The following is an 18,625-nucleotide window of genomic DNA, read 5'->3' as shown; positions in this document are numbered from 1 at the left end:
AAAAAGCCCAGTCCTCGTGACTGGGCTTTTTGCTTTCCGTTGCTGCTTTTTGCATTATTTCTGTCTTCTGTATTTTTCGCGTCTTCTGCTTTTCTTCCTGCTCTGTGCGTCCCCTGCTGCTGCTTTTTTTGAAATTAGCAGTGGCTCACCTTAAGCCTTGGCCTTCCAGGTCAACGCAACCGCCGCCACTGCAACGCCGACTGCCACCACCAACCACAACGGCTCCCGCTCATCCGCCAAAATCCAACCGATGGCATCGCGCGGTCATCCCAAGATTGCGAGCGACCACTGTATCTTCAACGATCACGTTGTTCTCGACCCGCTCAGTGCCATAAGCCACAACCGCTTCCCGCGGCGCCGACGAAAACCACAAGATCCGGCCGGCACACTCGATTCCGACCTGGCGTCCTTTCCAGTAGACAGCGTTTTCCATGACGAACTCTCTGAAGGGCGAAAGACTGCCATCTTCCGCGCCAGACCCGGCGCGTCCGTTATCCACCGCACCGTACGCCGCGGATAGTTGCTTCAATGATAGGCTGCAACTCGCGCATTGATCGGCTTGTTATCGGCACTTCGCCGGGCATGTTCCGTGCGGCTCTACATGCGTTCGCCCGGCAGGCCGGGCGCCGCGCCTACCCACTATTCATCGACATGGACGCCATCCGCAACAAGCCCCGCTCGACCCCGACCACATCCGATTCACCTGCCCCGGCCGGTTTCGTCCGCGTGCGCGGCGCCCGGGAGCACAACCTTAAAAACATCGACGTGCAGATTCCGCGCGATTCGCTGGTCGTGTTCACGGGGGTGTCCGGTTCAGGCAAATCGTCGCTGGCGTTCGGTACGCTCTACGCCGAGGCGCAGCGGCGCTACTTCGAGTCGGTCGCACCGTATGCGCGGCGCCTGATCGAGCAGGTCGGCGTGCCCGAAGTCGACTCGATCGAAGGACTGCCGCCCGCAGTCGCATTGCAGCAGCAGCGCGGCACGCCGAGCGCACGCTCTTCGGTTGGCAGTGTGACGACGCTATCGAGTCTCGTGCGCATGCTGTACTCGCGCACCGGCGACTACCCGCCGAAACAGCCGATGTTGTTCGCCGAAGACTTTTCGCCGAACACGGTGCAAGGCGCCTGCCCCACTTGTCACGGCCTTGGCCGCGTGTACGAAGTCACCGAGAAATCGATGGTGCCGGACGATTCGCTGACCATCCGCGAGCGCGCGATCGCCGCATGGCCGCCCGCATGGCACGGACAGAATCTGCGCGACATCCTGGTGACGATGGGCTACGACGTCGATACGCCGTGGCGCGACTTGCCGAAGAAAGATCGCGACTGGATTCTCCTCACCGACGAACAGCCGACCGTGCCCGTCTACGCCGGCTTGACGCCGAAGGAAACGCGCGCCGCGCTCAAGCGCAAGGAAGAGCCCAGCTATATGGGCACCTTCACGGGCGCGCGCCGCTACGTGCTGCACACGTTCGCGAACACTCAAAGCGCGCTGATGAAAAAACGCGTGTCGCGGTACATGGTCGGCAGCATCTGTCCGACTTGCCATGGCAAACGGCTCAAGAAAGAAGCGCTCTCGGTGAAGTTCGCCGGTCTCGACATCGGCGAATTCGCGCAATTGCCGCTGGCCCGGCTCGCGGCCCTTCTCGAGCCGATCGCGCGGGGCGAATGGCCCGATGCAGCGACAGGCGCCGATTGCAAAGGCAGCGTGCTCAGCAGGCATGCGATGCGCGACGCCGTCGACAAGCGGGTCGCCGGGGGCGGCTCGGCGCACAAAGCCTCGCCCGATGTACGGCGCACGCCGAATCTCTCCGAGGAGAAACGCGTCGCCGCGCAGCGCATTTCAGCCGAACTGCTTGAGCGCCTGACGACGCTGATCGATCTCGGCCTCGGCTACCTCGCACTGGAGCGCAGCACGCCGACGCTGTCATCGGGCGAACTGCAGCGCCTGAGGCTGGCCACGCAGTTGTCGTCGCAGTTGTTCGGCGTCGTGTATGTGCTCGACGAACCGTCGGCCGGCTTGCACCCCGCCGATGGTGAAGCGCTCTTCACCGCGCTACAAGGACTGAAGGCGGCGGGCAATTCACTCTTCGTCGTCGAACATGATCTACAGATGATGCGACGCGCCGACTGGCTGGTCGACGTCGGCCCCGCAGCCGGCGAAGCAGGCGGTCATGTGGTCTATAGCGGACCGCCCGCTGGACTCGCCAAGGTCGAAGCGTCGCAAACGCGCCGGCATCTGTTCGCGCCGCCCGCGCCTGTCGACCGCACGCCGCGCTCGCCTGGCGGCTGGCTGCGCCTTGCCAATATCACGCGCAACAATCTGCGTGGGCTCGACGTCGCGTTTCCGCTCGGCTGCTTCACGACCGTCACCGGTGTGTCGGGCTCCGGCAAATCGAGCCTCGTGAGCCAGGCGCTGCCGGAGCTGGTCGCGGGCCATCTGGGACGGATCATCGAAAGCCCGGACGATGACGAACAGGACCCGCTCTTCGCCACCGAAACGACGCCGACCAGCGGCCATATCGCCGAGGGCATGGACACGCTGCGCCGGCTCGTGCGCGTCGATCAGAAACCGATCGGACGCACCCCGCGCTCGAATCTCGCCACGTACACGGGCCTGTTTGACACCGTGCGCAAGCTGTTCGCCGACACGCCGCTCGCGCGCAAGCGCCGCTACAGCGCGGGCCGCTTCTCGTTCAACGTCGCGCAAGGACGCTGCCCGACGTGCGAGGGCGAGGGCTTCGTGAGCGTGGAGCTGCTGTTTCTGCCGAGTGTCTATGCACCCTGCTCGACCTGCCACGGCACCCGCTACAACCCCCAGACACTGGAAATCACGTGGAGCGATAAAAACATCGCAGAGGTGCTCCACCTGACCGTCGACGCCGCCTGTGATTTCTTCGCCGAAGAAGCCGGTGTGATGCGCGCGCTAAAGGTGCTGCGCGACATCGGCCTCGGCTATTTGCGGCTCGGCCAGCCGGCCACCGAACTGTCGGGCGGCGAAGCGCAGCGCATCAAGCTCGCCACCGAACTGCAGCGCGTTCAGCGCGGCGACACGCTGTACATCCTCGACGAGCCGACCACTGGCCTGCATCCCGTCGACGTGGACCGGCTGATGGTGCAACTCCAGGGACTCGTAGACGCGGGCAACACGGTGGTAGTGGTCGAGCACGACATGCGGGTCGCCGCGCAAAGCGACTGGGTCATCGACGTCGGCCCGGGCGCGGGCGACGCCGGCGGCACGATCGTGGCAAACGGCACGCCGGCTGAAGTGGCACGCGCGAAGGAAAGCCGCACATCAACCTATCTGAAGCAACGGCTGGCGGCCTGAAGTAGAAGCCGCGCGTGAGGTTTACCGGACGCCGCGCTTCTCCCTCAGGAAATCGATCAGCGCGCGCAGCTTGAACGGCATCTGGGCGCGGCTCGCCCGGAACAGTTGCAGCAGTCGCTCGGCTCGCTCGATTTCATGCTCGCGCCGGAATGGGTCGCGCGGCTCGAAGTGGTCTCGGAACCTGCCCGTCCGTTCCCGTACTACATGCTCGCCGACAGTCATCAGGCGCGGATTCATGGACAAGTCGCAGTCGCCGACAAACCCACGGCCTATTCCTCGCCAGTGAGAATTCCAGCGCCGAACGCGTAAAAATCGTCGGCGGAGAGCGCTGCGTTTCGTCCGGAACACGGCGCCTTTTTATTTGCGAAAAATACTTCAAAAAGTATTCCCGCTCGTCAACGAATTCGCGCAATCGTTCGTTTACAAATAATTCGGGGGCTGAATCAAGGCACTGAAGCGCTCGGTAATTAACGAACGTTCGGCCTAACTCAGAGAAAATACTCCGATGCGGCGGCGCACAAAAATCGCGGTGATTTGTTCATATCAACACATATGAACCGATGCTGCTGTGACGCGACAGAGATAATGCGCCGAAGAGGCGCGGGGCAAGGCTGAGAAGGAACAGCGGAGGATATCGGACTGTTTTGATTGGCAGCGGCGAACACAGCCGCGTGCAGTCAACCGATAAATTCTATTCAAACATGTTGGTCCCATGGGGGCCTGTACCGTTAAAGCAACACACCACCTGTGAGCCGCATCAGACTCTGGTGCAAAACGGGGACCGAGGCAGATAATCGGTTTGTAAAGGAGAATGATCATGGATGCCAAACCAACGAAGATTCCGACCCCGGACAAGGTTTTTAGCCCGGATCCGGAACCCGCTGGCGTCGAGTTTCTGGGTGCTGAACTGCCCGAACACGTTCGCGCATTTTTCGACGAACAACGCAAGTCGTGCGACTCGAAGTAAGTGTGCAATGGCGCGATGCATCATCGGCGTCCGCGCGTCTGGCGCGCGGCGCAGATTCGCACGCGCCTCAACGATCGTTTTGCGTGCCGTTCGTAACGCGAGCCGGGGTTATTTGACCGCGGCGCCGGGCATTGCCCGGCGGTCGATTGCGCGCGCCTTTAACGGGCGGTGTCAATAGCCTGGGTATTTTGTTTTCGATCGCTCCACGCGCCCGCCCGCTTTGCACATCGTCTATTCTTCTGGTTTTTCTCCCGCGGCTGATCGGCCACTCCTGCTCTCGATGAATCGCTCGTATCGCTTTGCAGCGTCAAGTGCGCTCGCGTTGTTCACCGCGCTTGTGCTCGCGCCCGCCCCCGCCGCTGCGGATGGCGACGACACCGCGCTTACCAGTCTGATAGCGCTGGCTTCGCAGCGCCTCGCCCTCGCGGAGCCCGTTGCGCGCTGGAAGTGGGCCAACCATCAGGCGATTACGGATACGCCACGCGAGAACGCGTTGCTCGCCGATGTCGAAAAACGCGCTGTAGCCGCAAATGTCGATCCGGCGTTTGCACGTGCCTTCTTCCAGGATCAGATCGACGCCAGCAAGGACGTGCAAAACGCGCTGTTTGCCAGCTGGCGCAGCACCCGGCCGCCCGAAGGTCCCGCACCCGACCTGGCCGCCAGCACGAGGCCACAGTTGGACCGGTTGACGCAATCACTCGTGGCCGGCCTCGCGCGTGTGCAACCGCTGCGCGCCGCGCAGGATTGTCCGTCGCGCGTCGCGCAATCACTGGCCAACTGGAAATTGCTGACGCGCTACGACTCGGCCCATTCGAGCGCGTTGACGCGAGCTCTCGGCCATGTGTGCGAAGCAGGTGGAGTTGGCGCGACCGGTTGAGCGGTTGAGCGGTTGAGCTGTGAGCGTTCGGTATGGGGCGAACGCGGCGCCGTGAGGCGCCGCTGGTCCGCCGCTCTCAGGCGGAGCTTGAATTCGCTCTGAGCAACGGGACAGTCCGCAAAAGCCGTGTCAAGCCAGACTCGGCACAGGCGTGCCACTCGAGACGCTCAGTGGCATCACACGCAAACCGCGCGCCAGATGGCTCTGCAGAAGACGATAGGTCGACAGCTCGAACGGCCCCACCACGCTCGACGCATGGAGCGCCGCCGCCTGCGCGAGTGAAGGGGCATGTCCGACGTAGCGCCACCGGTCGACAACATGAAAAGCGCGCGCATGCGATGCATCCTCACGCTCTTCGAATACGATCGGACCTTCGAACGGCCAGGGCGCATCGACCGGATCGCTCTTCGTGACGCGCGGCAGCCGGTTATGACCAGGCCGCAACGTCGCGATCCACTGCGCCTCCGCGAGCATGGCGCCCAGTTCGCCGCCCGTCGCCCGCCACTCGACACGCCGCACTTGCTGCGCGAGCCGCATATCCTTCGACGAGCGCCGCTCACCCGTCAAATGCGAACGCAACCGCTGACGCACACGTACGCTTCGCCCGACGTATAGCGGCAGATCGCCTTCGCCATAGAACACATAGACGCCGCATCCCGGCGGCGCGGTATCCAGCAGATCTTCAGTGATGTCGCCGGCAAGCCGGTAGCGCCGGGTGGTGCGCTCGATTTGGGTCTGCAAAACATCCAGTGGCACGAGACCGCCGTGCAGTCGTTGCCAGAACTGCCAGATCAGATCGGCGTCGGCGAGCGCGCGGTGGCGATCGGACGGGACGAGACCATGACGCTCCACCAACGCATCGAGCCCATGGCGCTTTTCCGCCGGAAACAACGCGCGCGACAGGCGCACAGTGCACAGCACATCCGGATCGAACGCGAACCCGGCCCGGCGAAACTCCCCGCGCAAAAAGCCGCGATCGAAACTGGCGTTGTGCGCCACAAACAGTTTGCCGTTCAGGCGCTGGTACAAGGCCGGCGCAATGGCGTCGAAAGTCGGCGCGCCTCGCACCATCGCATTCGTGATGCCGGTGAGTTGCTGAATGAAGGACGGAATCGGTTGCTGAGGATCGACCAGGCTGCTCCAGCGCGACACGCCGGCCTGTCCTATTTCAACTACGCCGACTTCGGTGATGCGATGCTCACTGGTCGAGCCGCCGGTGGTTTCAAGGTCGACGAAGACGATCGGCACATCCAGGGCCGGTTCCGGCAGAAGCTGTTCAGACATGGAAAGGAATACTTTGGACGCGTGGCTTTGCGGCAAGTATGCACCAGTTAGCCGCCGCGCACCCGGCCAGCGTTGTTTTGCCTTGGGCACTGCGCGGTGCAAAGACTGCAGTCCTGCACGCCCCATGAACCGTTCGTAAAACCGCGGGGGAGATTATTATATTTTATGACGTTGATCTTTCAATTTCGAACAACACTTTTTTATCTTCCACCCTTCGCAGATTAATTCGGACGGGGTAGTTAATAGCTTCAGCACGGTAGTGATGATAAACGATCGTAAAAAAAGCCCTCGCATCTAGCGACGGCTTTTTGGAGCAGGCTGCCCGGCGATGCACCCGCAACGGAGCAGCGCGACGCGACTTAGAGCGGCTGAATGTTTGCCGCCTGCTTGCCCTTCGGGCCCGCCTTGACCTCGAAAGAAACGCGTTGGCTTTCTTTTAGTGACTTGAAGCCTTCGGTGCGGATCTCCGAAAAGTGCGCGAACAGGTCTTCGCCACCCGAATCCGATGTAATGAAGCCAAAGCCCTTAGCATCGTTGAACCATTTGACGATACCAGTTTCCATATTCCAGTCTCCCTCGAGGATTAATCAAAATCGGGCCTTGCCCTCACGCCATATTTCAACACCGCTTCATCTACGATCGAGCGTTTCTGAAGGCCTTGCACTATCATATTTGACGATTGAAATTCAGCATTGCCGTTACACGGGCAACGCAGAATCAACGTCAAGCGAATTTTCATCTGCCCATAGCAGGCTGCGCGATAAGACAATGCCAAATGGATCGAAAATCATATCCGAATATTCAGTGAAAATTGAATAATCTCTCGCGTCAAAACCACCCATCCCCGACTCGATATGCGAAAAATCGGGAAAAATTTCAGCATGTCGTGGGAACATGTAAAAGATATTTTTGTTAAGTGTTTGTCCGAGTTGCTGCGCCGCACTCCGCACAGGATGATGGAAAGCGGTCACAAGGAATAAATGCGCATCAGGAGATTGCCATGCTGTTCAATGAATTGGGCCGCTTCATCGCCTGGCTCACCCAATCGCACGTAAAAACGGTTCCCGCTCAATCCGGGCCGGCCGCTGCGTCACCTTCGGTCTTCGAATTCGATCCGATGTGGCATGGGGACCATTGGCAAAATCTGCTCTCGGCGCCCATGGACGCCCGTCGCTATGTGATGGAAGACTGGAGCGCCTCGCTGGCGACTGATTGGAACGAAGTGGACGGTACCGCGCCCGTGCACTGAGCAACGTCCGCAAATCCACAGTTGACAGGCAAAAAAAAGCGCGACTGGAAAGTCGCGCCGACAAAGGTTTGGAGATCTTTTTCGTCAACGAAAAAGTCTGCTTCGGAAAGCAGAGGTTTTAGTATAGCGGTTTAGTCGATATCGATTATTCGCATAATCAACAACCATCTATTTCTATCGCAACAACAATCACTTCTACGATTTATACGTTGTTTTTTTGCATCGATTAATGTAGCAAATGAACAACGCGTTTCAGTTGATTCTGCTTCCACTCTCCCCTAATACCGCTGCAAGCCTTTATCAGCAAGGCTTAAGCGGTATTCGTCCATCGTTTCATATCCAGTAATACTTTATTGCGCGAATCGGAATGCTCGCTTCGCAAGCGTCTATCTACACTCTGCTTAATCGGAAACCGGCGCGTTTGGAGTACAACGCGCTCGTCATGCGGATTTAGCCTCTCGCAGCGCCCGCGTGAAGGTCTCCTTAAGCCTGGGTTAAATGCCCACTCTCGCTCTCGGAGTTACAAAGATGAAAAAGACTCTCATGGTCGTGGCCCTCACGGGCGTTTTTGCAACGGCAGCGCATGCCCAGAGCAGCGTCACGCTGTATGGCTTGATCGACGCCGGCATCACCTATACGAATAACCAGCACGGCCACAGCAACTGGCAAGAAACGAGCGGTTCGGTGAACGGCAGCCGCTGGGGCTTGCGCGGTTCTGAAGACCTGGGTGGCGGTCTCAGGGCGATCTTCGTGTTGGAGAACGGCTTTGGCATTAATGACGGCACACTGAAACAAGGTGGCCGCGAATTCGGCCGTCAAGCGTTCGTCGGCCTGACGAGCGACCAGTTCGGCGCCGTAACCCTTGGCCGCCAATATGACAGCATGGTCGACTACGTGGGTCCGCTGGCACTCACCGGCACTCAATACGGCGGCACGCAGTTCGCGCACCCGTTTGACAACGACAACCTGAACAACTCGTTCCGCATCAACAACTCGGTCAAGTATCAAAGCGCGAACTATGGCGGCTTCAAGTTCGGCGCCCTGTACGGCTTCTCGAATCAGGCTGACGGCTTCGCCAACAACCGGGCTTACAGCGCGGGCGCATCGTATAACTGGGGCGGCCTGAACATCGCAGCAGCCTACTTGCAACTGAACAGCAACGGCGCAACTGGTGCGGCTGCGGCGTTCAATTCGGGCGGCGCAGTGTCGAGCGACAACACGTTCTTTGCTGGCCGCCAGCAAACGTGGGGGGCAGGTGCTAACTATGCGTTCGGCCCGGCTACTGTCGGCCTCGTGTACTCGCAGACGAACCTGGGCGGCCTGGCCGGTATTGGCGCAGGTGCGTCGGGTCAAACGGCGGGCATCGGCGGCTTTGGCGGCGACAGCGCGCACTTCCAGAACTTCGAAGCTAACGCTCGCTACGCGCTGACGCCAGCGGTGAGCATCGCCGGTTCGTACACGTACACGCGCGCAAGCCTCGGCGGCACGCGTCCGCACTGGAACCAGTTCAACTTGCAAACGGCGTACGCGCTGTCCAAGCGCACGGACGTGTACCTGCAAGGCGAGTACCAGCAAGTCAATGAAGGCGCCATCGTGGACGCCGACATCAACGGGCTGGGCGCTTCGGGCAACAACAAGCAAGTCGCCGTGACCGCAGGGCTGCGTCACCGCTTCTAAAGCGATTGGCAATACCTGCAGTATCGAAGGCGCCGTCCGCGGCGCCTTTTTTTATGCCGCGCCGAAGGCACGCTTTGCAAGAGAGAACGAGATAGGCCGACGTCAGACCCCGAATGGGAACCAATCGCCGGCGATTGCCTTGAAACTGCCACAGCCTGAGCCGCGCACCCTCGCTCGACTCATACACCAGGCTCGTACATTCGCCTAGCCGCCGGTATCAGGCGGCGGATACTTGACGTCCAGGATTTCGATCGGCTGCGGGCCCGCCGGTGTGTACAACGTCACCGTATCGTCGATTTTCGCCTTGAGTAGCGCCCGCGCGATCGGTGAGATCCAACTCACGTGGCCGACATCCAGGTCGACCTCATCGACACCGACAATGGTCAAGGTATGCACCTCGCCGTCTGCCGTCGCGTATTCCACGGTCGCACCGAAAAACACCTGATCGACGTTTTCCTGCTTGCTGCTGTCGACCACTTCGGCGATGTCGAGGCGCTTGGTCAGAAAGCGAATTCGCCGGTCGATTTCTCGCAGACGGCGCTTACCATAGATGTAGTCACCGTTTTCCGAGCGGTCACCGTTCGAGGCCGCCCATGACACCAGTTTGACGACCTCGGGCCGATCGACATCGATCAGATGCAGCAGCTCATCGCGCATACGCCGATAGCCGGCGGGCGTGATGTAGTTTTTTGTACCCGGGGGGATTTCGGGCTGGGCGACGTCGAGATCGTCGTCATTCTCTTCGCTCGACTCTTTGACAAAGGCCTTGTTCATGATGGTCCGTTAACTGCAGCAAGCGACTGCCTATCAAGGGTACACGATCAGGGCAATGAGACAAATCGCAGTTACATGCTTCCCTTTTTGAAAACCTTTGCTATAATCTCGTTTCTGCGTGCGGCTGTAGCTCAGTTGGATAGAGTACTTGGCTACGAACCAAGGGGTCGTGGGTTCGAATCCTGCCAGCCGCACCACTTATTCGAGGGCCTCCCTCCGGGGAGGCCCTATGTTTTACCCCCAGTTTCATCGCAGCATCACTGCAAGTGTCACCTGTTTAGCGTGCGGCTGTAGCTCAGTTGGATAGAGTACTTGGCTACGAACCAAGGGGTCGTGGGTTCGAATCCTGCCAGCCGCACCATCTATGAAGGGCCTTCCGATCGGAAGGCCCTTTGTTTTTGCGTGACCGTTTTGCTTCAGCGCGCCCGTCAGGACAAATCCCACCAAGCCAGAAGGCCTTGGCAGGGTCACAGCAACTAGCGCGGTGCCGACTGGATATCACCGATCTGCCCGTCGGGACGGGGCACATCCTCGAATGAACCTCCCGCCAATTCCTCGCCGATCGGTTCCGCACTCGCTCCAGTGACGGCCTGCGCCTCGCGCAACACATCGTCCACGCGATCACCGAAGCGGCTTTCGACAAACGCCCGCAACAGCGCGACGCGCAACGAGTCGCCCCGCCCTTCCACGGTTCGATGGCCGCCCTCGAATTCCGCGATGCAATGTGCCGCGCCATGGTCAGTTCGCTCTCGCACTTCCAGCCGCTGCGCGCGCTCCAGCACCGCCGCGGCTGCTTCCCATGACGTGGACGGCGTAAAACGGCCATCCCATGGACGGCCACGGTCGATGCCGCGGATCGAGACGGTTTCGCCGCCGTCGGTAAAGTGGATTTCGCGCACGAAGTCGTGCAGGCTGCGGGCGACCCAATAGTCGAGCGCCATGCCGGTGAGCTCAGCTACGTTCATAAGCGTTCTCCCTGAAGTTCCGGTGAGACTCGCTGGCGAGCGGTGCGTTCAGATTCGAACGAAGGCCACCCGAAGCCCGAAGCCGCCCGCGCCGCCCTGACGCCCACGTCGTCGAGCAGCCTCAGCCAGCCGTCAGATCAGTAATCCGCCCGCTCGCGGTCGATCCGCATCCCGCCGTCATGACGGTGATGCCCTTCCTCGCTCGGCCGCTCGCGCGCAATACGCATCACGTCCGGATTGGTCCGCACGCGACGCATCACGTTGGCGAGATGGACGCGATCGCTGACCTGGATGACGAAGCGCAGCACGGTGGATTCCTGCGACAGGTCTTCGTCCATCGCGATGTGGACGATGTTGGCATCCGCCGACGTGATGTCGGCCGCCACGCGGGCGAAAACACCCTTGGTGTTCTTCACCAGCACCTTTATGGCGACGTCGAACAGGCGGCCCGGCTGCGGCGCCCATGCCACGTCGATCCAGCGGCCCGGGTCGCGGCGGTGGATCCGCTGCGCGACGCGGCAATCCGTGGTGTGAATGGCCATGCCAAGGCCGATGCCGATGTAGCCCATGATGTCGTCGCCCGGAATCGGTCGACAGCAAGCGGACAGTTGCACCGACATGCCTTCGGTACCGGTAATGACAACCGGCGGCGCATGCGGATGACTACCGTCGGAGCGCGAGCCGTCGTCGTCGGCATCGCGGCCGCTCATCAGCACTTCGATGCGCTTGGCCATGACCGCCGCAACGCGCCGGCCGAGGCCGATATCCGCGAAGATTTCCTGACGGTTCTTGTTGCCCGTCCACTGCACGAGCTTTTCCCACGCTTCCGGCGTGACATCCGAGAGCGCCAGACCATAGCCCTTCAGCGCCTGATCGACCAGCCGCTCGCCGAGCTGCACGGACTCGTTCAGCCGCATGGTCTTCAGATAATGGCGGATCGCCGAACGCGCCTTGCCCGTGCGCACAAAGCCTAGCCACGCCGGATTCGGCTTCGAATACGGCGCGGTGATCACTTCGACGATATCGCCGCTCTTCAGCTCGGTACGCAGCGGCAGCAGTTCATTATTGATCTTCACCGCGACGCACTGGTTACCCAGGTCGCTGTGGATCGAATACGCGAAGTCGAGCGCGGTGGCGCCGCGCGGCAGCGCCATGATCTTCGACTTCGGCGTGAACACGTAGACCGCATCCGGGAACAGATCGATCTTGACGTGTTCGAGGAATTCGCTCGAATCGCCCGCTTCGCTCTGAATGTCGAGCAGCGACTTGAGCCATTGATGCGCGCGCTTCTGCACGTCGTTCAGGTCCGCGCCGCCGTTCTTGTACAGCCAGTGCGCGGCGACGCCCGCTTCGGCGATTTCGTGCATCTTGCGCGTGCGCACCTGGAACTCGATCGGCGCGCCGAACGGGCCGACCAGGGTGGTATGCAGCGACTGATAGCCGTTCACCTTCGGGATCGCGATGTAATCCTTGAACTTGCCCGGCACCGGCTTGTAGAGCGCATGCAGCGCGCCGATGCAGGTGTAGCACTCCAACGCACTTTCGACCACCACGCGGAAGCCGTACACGTCGAGCACCTGCGAGAACGACAACTGCTTGTCGCGCATCTTCTTGTAGATGCTGAAGATGGTCTTTTCGCGGCCGGTGACTTCGGCGTCGAGCTTCGCGTCGGCAATCGCGCGCTGCACCGACTCGAGAATCTTGCCGACCACTTCGCGCCGGTTGCCACGCGCGGCCTTGACGGCTTTCTCGAGCGTGGCGTACCGATGCGGATTGAAGTTCGCGAAGCTCAGGTCCTGCAGCTCGCGATAGGTATTGTTCAGGCCAAGCCGATGGGCGATCGGCGCGTAGATGTCCAGCGTTTCGCGCGCCACGCGGCGGCGCTTTTCATGCGGCACCGCACCCAGCGTGCGCATGTTGTGCAAGCGGTCGGCGAGCTTCACCAGAATCACGCGGACGTCGCGCGCCATTGCGAGCAGCATCTTGCGGAAGTTTTCCGCCTGCGCCTCTTCGCGATTGCGAAACTCCATCTTGTCCAGTTTCGACAAGCCGTCGACCAGTTCCGCGACCTTCGCGCCGAATCGCTCGGCGAGTTCGGCCTTGGTCACGCCCTGGTCTTCCATCACGTCATGCAGCAGCGCCGCCATGATCGACTGGGCGTCGAGATTCCAGCCAGCGCAGATTTCCGCGACGGCGACAGGATGCGTGATGTACGGTTCGCCGCTCTGGCGATACTGGCCGAGGTGGGCTTCGTCGCTGAAATGGAACGCCGCCTTGATGTCCTTGATCTCTTCCGGCTGCAAATAGCCGGACAAGGCGGACGTCAGCTTGGCGATCGAAACGACGTCATGCCGGCGCGGTTGCTCCGGCGTGGCGGTCGGCCCGAACAGATGGCGAAACGACTGTTCGAGGACCGCGTCGATGTACTTCCGTGCAGACGAGGGCGAGTCGGCGTCGTGTTCCACTTCCGTGGCGGTGGGCGGGGTAGTACTCATTTTCGCCTCCGTAGCGGTTAGGGTTGGACGCCGGTCTGCACGTTGATGCGACTACATGTGGCAGCCAGGTGTGGCAAATGCGGGTAAATCAAAACGCAAAAACGCGAAATCGGAACAGTGCGCCTTAAACCGGCACCTTCTTCAGCATTTCGACGCCAACCTGGCCAGCCGCGATTTCACGCAATGCGACGACCGTGGGCTTGTCGCGGCTTTCGATCTTCGGCGTGTGACCTTGCGCGAGCTGACGCGCGCGATAGGTCGCGGCAAGCGCGAGTTCGAAACGGTTCGGGATCTGTTTGAGGCAGTCTTCGACGGTAATGCGGGCCATGTTGGGTTCCTTCTTGCAAGAAAACGCTGGGCCGCCCCAAGTTTTCTTGTCCCCCTCGGGGGGCCTGGCGCGAAGCGACAGGTCTGGGGGCGTTAATTGATGTTGCTTATTCTACCTTATGTGCTCGGCACACCGCCGCGCTCACGCGTGTGGCAGGTGGATGCCGAGCTGCACGAAAAGCTGCGTGTGGCGCGCGTATTGCGAGGCGAAGCGCGAACGCGTCGCCGCCACGAGGCACTGCAGTTCGCCGAGCGCGCGATCGAAGTTCTCGTTGATCACGACATATTCCGCTTCGGCCGCATGCGCCATCTCGCTACCGGCTGCGAGGAGACGCCGCGTGATCACGTTCGGTTCGTCCTGGCCGCGCTTTTTCAGACGCTCTTCGAGCGCATCGAGCGACGGCGGCAAGATGAAAATTTCAACGGCGTTGTGAAACTGTTTCTTCACCTGTTGCGCGCCTTGCCAATCGATTTCGAGCAGCACGTCATGCCCGCTTTTCATCTGCTCTTCGATCCACACGCGCGAAGTGGCGTAGTAGTTGCCGTGCACTTCCGCGCTTTCCAGAAACTCACCTTCCGCGTGACGCGTCAGGAAATCGTCGACGGTCGTGAAGTGATAGTGCTCGCCGTCCTGCTCCTTCGGACGCGGCGGGCGCGTCGTGTACGAAATCGACAGACGGATCGCGTCGTCGCCGGCGAGCAGCGCGTTCACGAGCGTCGACTTGCCCGCGCCCGATGGCGCGACAACCATGAACAGATTGCCAGGGTAAGCCCCGGCGTAAGGATTGCGCGGTGCGCTATGTTCGCGTGTGTGGTCGGTCATGTTCGTGTTGCTCCAGCCTTATTCCAGATTTTGTACTTGCTCGCGCATCTGCTCGATGAGCAACTTCAGGGTCATCGACGAATCCGCCAGTTCCTTCGCAGCCGCCTTCGACCCGAGCGTGTTCGCTTCGCGATTCAGTTCCTGCATCATGAAGTCCAGGCGCTTGCCGACCTTGCCGCCCTTCTCGATCACGTGACGCGTTTCGTTCAGGTGAGCCGTGAGACGCGACAGTTCTTCGGCAATATCGATGCGGATGCCGTACATCGTCACTTCCTGGCGAATCCGTTCGTTGATTTCCTCGCGCGAGACAATCGTGGCCGCGGTATCGGGCGCGGCGATACCGAGCGCTTCCTGCAGACGTTCGACAATCTTCTGCTGGTGCTTCGCGATCAGTTCCGGCACCAGCGGCGTGATCTTCGTGACGATCGCTTCCATTTCGGTGACGTTGGCGAGCAGCATCGTCGCCAGTTGCGCGCCTTCGCGGGCACGCACGTCGATCAGATCGGTAATTGCCTGCTTGCCGCATGCGAGCACCGCATCGCGCAGCACTTCCGGCGCCACGCCGGTTTCGGCCAGCACGCCCGGCCAGCGCAGAATTTCGCCGGTACGCAGGCGCCCTGCTTCCGGAAACGTCGACAACACCGTGCGCTCGAGCAACGCCAGTTGCGTCAGCGCGTCGCGATTGACCGAGCCCGCGTTGGCCGACTGCTCGCTGCGCTGCAGATTGATACGGATGTCGACCTTGCCGCGCGAGAGCTTGTTCATCAGCATTTCGCGCAACGTCGGTTCAGAGACGCGCACGTCTTCCGGCATGCGGAAGTTCAGATCGAGAAAGCGCGAGTTCACGGTGCGCAGTTCAACCGATACGCTCACGCCACCTGTGCCCGAGGCCGCGACGAGTTCGCGCGTGGCGCTCGCATAGCCAGTCATACTGTAGATCATCGTGTTTCTCGCGATTGTGGCCATGCGTTCGACGATGGCCGGAGAGTCGAATCGCCCGGCGTGTACGAGACGCGGGGCGGGCAACCCACATTATCCCATTTTTACCGGCGAGACCGCTTCCAACGAGGTCAGCACGCGTAAAGCGCAACCTCGCGCAGAGCCCCGGCACATGCGGGCAGGCGTCCCAGGGACCGGCTGCCGCTTGCGCGCCGCGATCAGCGGTAAAATTGAGGTTTCCCTCCTGCCTTTCTTCCAGATCGATCCAACATGACCAACAACACCCAACGCCCCAGCGGCCGCCAGGCCAATCAGCTGCGCGACGTGCGCATCACGCGCCACTACACGAAGCATGCGGAGGGCTCGGTGCTGGTCGAATTCGGCGACACCAAGGTCATCTGCACGGCGAGCATCGCCGAAAGCGTGCCGTCGTTCCTGCGCGACCGTGGCCAGGGCTGGCTAACCGCCGAATACGGCATGCTGCCGCGCGCCACGCACACCCGCAGCGATCGTGAAGCCGCGCGTGGCAAGCAAACCGGCCGCACCCAGGAAATCCAGCGTCTGATCGGCCGCGCACTGCGCTCGGTGTTCGATCTCGAGAAGCTCGGCGCGCGCACGCTGCATATCGATTGCGACGTGATCCAGGCCGACGGCGGCACGCGCACGGCCAGCATCACCGGCGCATTCGTCGCCGCCCATGACGCGGTGGCCAGGCTGCTGGCTACGGGGCGCATCGAAAGCTCGCCGATCAGCGACTATGTCGCGGCGATTTCAGTCGGCGTGTACGACGGTCTGCCGGTGCTGGATCTCGACTACGACGAAGATTCGCAATGCGACACCGACATGAATGTGGTGATGACGGGCGCGGGCGGCTTCGTCGAAATTCAGGGCACGGCCGAAGGCGTGCCTTTCTCGCGCGACGAAATGAATGCGCTGCTCGATCTGGCGAGCGACGGCATCAACACGCTGATCGCGAAGCAGAAAGAAGCGCTGGAGCAAAAGAGTGAGTGAAGTTCGTCAAGGCAACGGCGCGGTTGCGTCTGACTCGCCGTTGAAGAAAGTCGTGCTGGCGTCGAACAACGCGGGCAAGCTGCGCGAGTTCGCGGCGCTGCTCGGCGCGGCCGGCATCGACCTGATTCCGCAAGGCGAATTGAACGTGCCGGAAGCGGAAGAGCCGTATCCGACTTTCGTCGAAAACGCGCTGACCAAGGCACGTCATGCGGCGAGACTCACCGGCCTGCCCGCGCTCGCCGACGATTCCGGCTTATGCGTGCGCGCGCTACGCGGTGCACCGGGCGTTTATTCGGCGCGTTACGCGCAGCTCGCGGGCGGTGAAAAGAGCGACGCGGCTAACAACGCGCAGCTCGTTGCAGCCTTGCAAGGTGAGACCGATCGTCGCGCGTATTACTACTGCGTGCTGGCGCTCGTGCGTCATGCGGACGATCCCGAACCGCTGATCGCCGAAGGCCGCTGGCACGGCGAAATGCTGGATGCACCGCGCGGCGAGCATGGTTTCGGCTATGACCCGTACTTCTTCCTGCCGTCGCTGAATGCGAGCGCCGCGGAACTCGAACCGGCGGTAAAGAACGCCAGCAGCCATCGCGCGATTGCCTTGCGCCAACTGCTCGCGCGTTTGACGGAGGAAGCGTGATTCCGATCAAACCAGCGCCCGCCGATATCGGCAACGGCGTCATCAAGGCATTCACGTCGCCAGGCAGCATTCGCCTGACCTCGTTGCCGCCGTTGGCCCTGTATGTGCACTTTCCGTGGTGCGTGCGCAAATGCCCGTACTGCGATTTCAACTCGCATGAGTGGAAAGGCGACACGTTCCCGGAAACCGAGTATCTCGACGCTTTGCGCGCCGACCTCGAGATGGCGCTGCCGCTCGTGTGGGGGCGTCAGGTGCATACGGTGTTCATCGGCGGCGGCACGCCCAGCTTGCTGTCGGCGGCTGGGCTCGATCGGATGCTGTCCGACGTGCGCGCGCTGCTGCCGCTCGACGCCGATGCGGAAATCACGCTCGAAGCCAACCCGGGTACCTTCGAAGCCGCGAAGTTCGCGCAGTTTCGCGCGAGCGGCGTGAATCGCCTGTCGGTCGGGATCCAGAGTTTCAATGAAGCGCATCTGAAGGCGCTCGGCCGGATTCACGATTCCACGCAAGCACGTCATGCGATCGAAGTGGCCGCAACCACCTTCGATAACTTCAATCTCGATCTGATGTTCGCACTGCCGCAGCAGACGCTCGCGCAATGTCAGGCGGATGTGGAGACGGCGTTGTCGTTCGCGCCGCCGCATTTGTCGCTGTATCACTTGACGCTCGAACCGAACACGCTGTTTGCGAAATTCCCGCCCACGCTCCCCGACGACGATGCATCCGCCGACATGCAGGACTGGATTCACGAACGCACAACGGCTGCCGGCTATGGACGCTACGAAGTGTCCGCGTATGCGCAGCCGCATCGGCAGAGCAAGCACAATCTGAATTATTGGCGCTTTGGCGACTATCTCGGCATCGGCGCAGGTGCGCACACCAAGCTGTCGTTTCCGAACCGCGTGCTGCGTCAGGCGCGCTACAAGCATCCGGCCACCTTCATCGAGCAGGCTAAGGGCGGCACGGCGGTGCAGGAAGAGCACGAAGTCGGGCCGCGCGATCTGCCGTTCGAGTTCATGCTGAACGCGCTGCGGTTGGTGGAAGGGTTTCCGGTGCATCGGTTTATCGAGCGTACGGGGATGTCGATGACCTCGATCGAGCCGGCTTTGCAGGAGGCGGAACGGCGCAAGCTGATTACACGCGACCACGAAAAGATCGCGCCGACGCCGCTTGGCCAAGCCTTCCTGAACGATCTGCAGGAACTGTTTTTGAAAGATCCGCAGTGATTGCGACCTCACGGAGCGCCGCAACGAGGATTTTTCAGGTTACA

General features: G+C 61.2%; 19 protein-coding genes and 2 tRNA genes. 10 read left to right on the top strand and 11 right to left on the bottom strand.

Going from position 1 to position 18,625, the window contains the following annotated elements; all coding sequences use genetic code 11:
• Window positions 1-229: 229 nt before the first annotated feature.
• The gene (locus P0D84_RS04130; RefSeq protein WP_408332675.1) at window positions 230-433 is read right to left on the bottom strand and encodes a hypothetical protein; all 204 of its coding nucleotides are present in this window, start codon (window positions 431-433) and stop codon (window positions 230-232) included.
• Between the two features lie 218 nt (window positions 434-651).
• Between P0D84_RS04130 and P0D84_RS04125 the strand changes: the two genes are divergently transcribed.
• On the top strand, window positions 652-3,327 hold the full coding sequence (locus tag P0D84_RS04125) for an ATP-binding cassette domain-containing protein (RefSeq protein WP_408339663.1): 2,676 nt from the start codon (window positions 652-654) through the stop codon (window positions 3,325-3,327).
• A 21-nt stretch (window positions 3,328-3,348) separates the two neighbouring features.
• On the opposite strand, the gene P0D84_RS04120 is transcribed toward P0D84_RS04125, so the two are convergent.
• Window positions 3,349-3,564, bottom strand: coding sequence for a hypothetical protein (locus P0D84_RS04120; protein ID WP_408332673.1), 216 nt, complete (start codon window positions 3,562-3,564; stop codon window positions 3,349-3,351).
• Window positions 3,565-4,144: 580 nt separating this feature from the next.
• On the opposite strand from P0D84_RS04120, the gene P0D84_RS04115 reads away from it, so the two are divergent.
• Together P0D84_RS04115 and P0D84_RS04110 are read left to right on the top strand one after the other, a co-directional pair.
• Window positions 4,145-4,294, top strand: coding sequence for a hypothetical protein (locus tag P0D84_RS04115; RefSeq protein WP_165614451.1), 150 nt, complete (start codon window positions 4,145-4,147; stop codon window positions 4,292-4,294).
• 280 nt (window positions 4,295-4,574) lie between these two features.
• Complete coding sequence (locus P0D84_RS04110; RefSeq protein WP_408332671.1) at window positions 4,575-5,171, top strand: chorismate mutase; 597 nt, start codon at window positions 4,575-4,577, stop codon at window positions 5,169-5,171.
• Between the two features lie 129 nt (window positions 5,172-5,300).
• Here the strand turns inward: P0D84_RS04110 and P0D84_RS04105 are convergent, their stop codons facing one another.
• From P0D84_RS04105 to P0D84_RS04095, 3 genes are all read right to left on the bottom strand, one after another.
• The gene (locus P0D84_RS04105; RefSeq protein ID WP_408332669.1) at window positions 5,301-6,455 is read right to left on the bottom strand and encodes an exonuclease domain-containing protein; all 1,155 of its coding nucleotides are present in this window, start codon (window positions 6,453-6,455) and stop codon (window positions 5,301-5,303) included.
• Window positions 6,456-6,814: 359 nt separating this feature from the next.
• Window positions 6,815-7,018, bottom strand: coding sequence for a cold-shock protein (locus P0D84_RS04100; RefSeq protein WP_054037310.1), 204 nt, complete (start codon window positions 7,016-7,018; stop codon window positions 6,815-6,817).
• Between the two features lie 135 nt (window positions 7,019-7,153).
• Window positions 7,154-7,426, bottom strand: a complete 273-nt coding sequence (locus tag P0D84_RS04095) for a hypothetical protein (protein ID WP_408332667.1) — start codon at window positions 7,424-7,426, stop codon at window positions 7,154-7,156.
• 29 nt (window positions 7,427-7,455) lie between these two features.
• Here P0D84_RS04095 and P0D84_RS04090 point away from each other — a divergent pair, with 29 nt between their 5' ends.
• Both P0D84_RS04090 and P0D84_RS04085 read left to right on the top strand, forming a co-directional pair.
• A complete protein-coding gene (locus P0D84_RS04090) occupies window positions 7,456-7,704 on the top strand; it encodes a hypothetical protein (protein ID WP_408332665.1) in 249 nt (82 codons plus the stop codon).
• Between the two features lie 528 nt (window positions 7,705-8,232).
• Window positions 8,233-9,381, top strand: coding sequence for a porin (locus P0D84_RS04085; RefSeq protein ID WP_408332663.1), 1,149 nt, complete (start codon window positions 8,233-8,235; stop codon window positions 9,379-9,381).
• A gap of 204 nt (window positions 9,382-9,585) precedes the next feature.
• On the opposite strand, the gene greB is transcribed toward P0D84_RS04085, so the two are convergent.
• The gene (greB, locus tag P0D84_RS04080) at window positions 9,586-10,155 is read right to left on the bottom strand and encodes a transcription elongation factor GreB (RefSeq protein WP_408332661.1); all 570 of its coding nucleotides are present in this window, start codon (window positions 10,153-10,155) and stop codon (window positions 9,586-9,588) included.
• 120 nt (window positions 10,156-10,275) lie between these two features.
• Between greB and P0D84_RS04075 the strand changes: the two genes are divergently transcribed.
• Together P0D84_RS04075 and P0D84_RS04070 are read left to right on the top strand one after the other, a co-directional pair.
• Window positions 10,276-10,352 (top strand) — tRNA-Arg (locus P0D84_RS04075).
• Between the two features lie 87 nt (window positions 10,353-10,439).
• Window positions 10,440-10,516, top strand: a tRNA-Arg gene (locus P0D84_RS04070).
• A 115-nt stretch (window positions 10,517-10,631) separates the two neighbouring features.
• Here the strand turns inward: P0D84_RS04070 and P0D84_RS04065 are convergent.
• The 5 genes from P0D84_RS04065 to P0D84_RS04045 form a co-directional block, all read right to left on the bottom strand.
• Window positions 10,632-11,120 (bottom strand): phage protein NinX family protein, encoded by a 489-nt coding sequence (locus tag P0D84_RS04065; protein ID WP_408332660.1) that lies wholly within the window; start codon window positions 11,118-11,120, stop codon window positions 10,632-10,634.
• A gap of 137 nt (window positions 11,121-11,257) precedes the next feature.
• Window positions 11,258-13,615: a RelA/SpoT family protein gene (locus P0D84_RS04060; protein WP_408332659.1), complete on the bottom strand. Its 2,358-nt coding sequence runs from the start codon at window positions 13,613-13,615 to the stop codon at window positions 11,258-11,260.
• A 124-nt stretch (window positions 13,616-13,739) separates the two neighbouring features.
• Complete coding sequence (gene rpoZ / locus P0D84_RS04055; protein ID WP_006025620.1) at window positions 13,740-13,943, bottom strand: DNA-directed RNA polymerase subunit omega; 204 nt, start codon at window positions 13,941-13,943, stop codon at window positions 13,740-13,742.
• 141 nt (window positions 13,944-14,084) lie between these two features.
• Window positions 14,085-14,765, bottom strand: coding sequence for a guanylate kinase (gene gmk / locus P0D84_RS04050; RefSeq protein WP_323043300.1), 681 nt, complete (start codon window positions 14,763-14,765; stop codon window positions 14,085-14,087).
• Window positions 14,766-14,783: 18 nt separating this feature from the next.
• Window positions 14,784-15,707, bottom strand: a complete 924-nt coding sequence (locus P0D84_RS04045; RefSeq protein ID WP_408332656.1) for a YicC/YloC family endoribonuclease — start codon at window positions 15,705-15,707, stop codon at window positions 14,784-14,786.
• Window positions 15,708-15,974: 267 nt separating this feature from the next.
• On the opposite strand from P0D84_RS04045, the gene rph reads away from it, so the two are divergent.
• Genes rph through hemW form a run of 3 tightly spaced genes read left to right on the top strand, consistent with a single transcriptional unit; the run spans window position 15,975 to window position 18,581 of the window.
• On the top strand, window positions 15,975-16,715 hold the full coding sequence (gene rph, locus P0D84_RS04040; protein ID WP_408332654.1) for a ribonuclease PH: 741 nt from the start codon (window positions 15,975-15,977) through the stop codon (window positions 16,713-16,715).
• The gene (gene rdgB, locus P0D84_RS04035; RefSeq protein ID WP_408332652.1) at window positions 16,708-17,355 is read left to right on the top strand and encodes an RdgB/HAM1 family non-canonical purine NTP pyrophosphatase; all 648 of its coding nucleotides are present in this window, start codon (window positions 16,708-16,710) and stop codon (window positions 17,353-17,355) included. Before rph ends, rdgB begins: the two co-directional genes overlap by 8 nt.
• Window positions 17,352-18,581 carry a radical SAM family heme chaperone HemW gene (gene hemW, locus P0D84_RS04030; RefSeq protein ID WP_408332650.1) on the top strand — a complete coding sequence of 410 codons (1,230 nt, stop codon included), beginning with the start codon at window positions 17,352-17,354 and terminating at the stop codon, window positions 18,579-18,581. The genes rdgB and hemW overlap by 4 nt, the downstream gene beginning before the upstream one ends.
• Window positions 18,582-18,625 lie beyond the last annotated feature (44 nt).

Source organism: Paraburkholderia sp. RL17-337-BIB-A, from assembly GCF_046025895.1.
Lineage (GTDB): Bacteria > Pseudomonadota > Gammaproteobacteria > Burkholderiales > Burkholderiaceae > Paraburkholderia > Paraburkholderia fungorum_C.
Note: the sequence above shows the minus strand (reverse complement) of the source record. Positions and strands in the feature narration are given on the sequence as shown.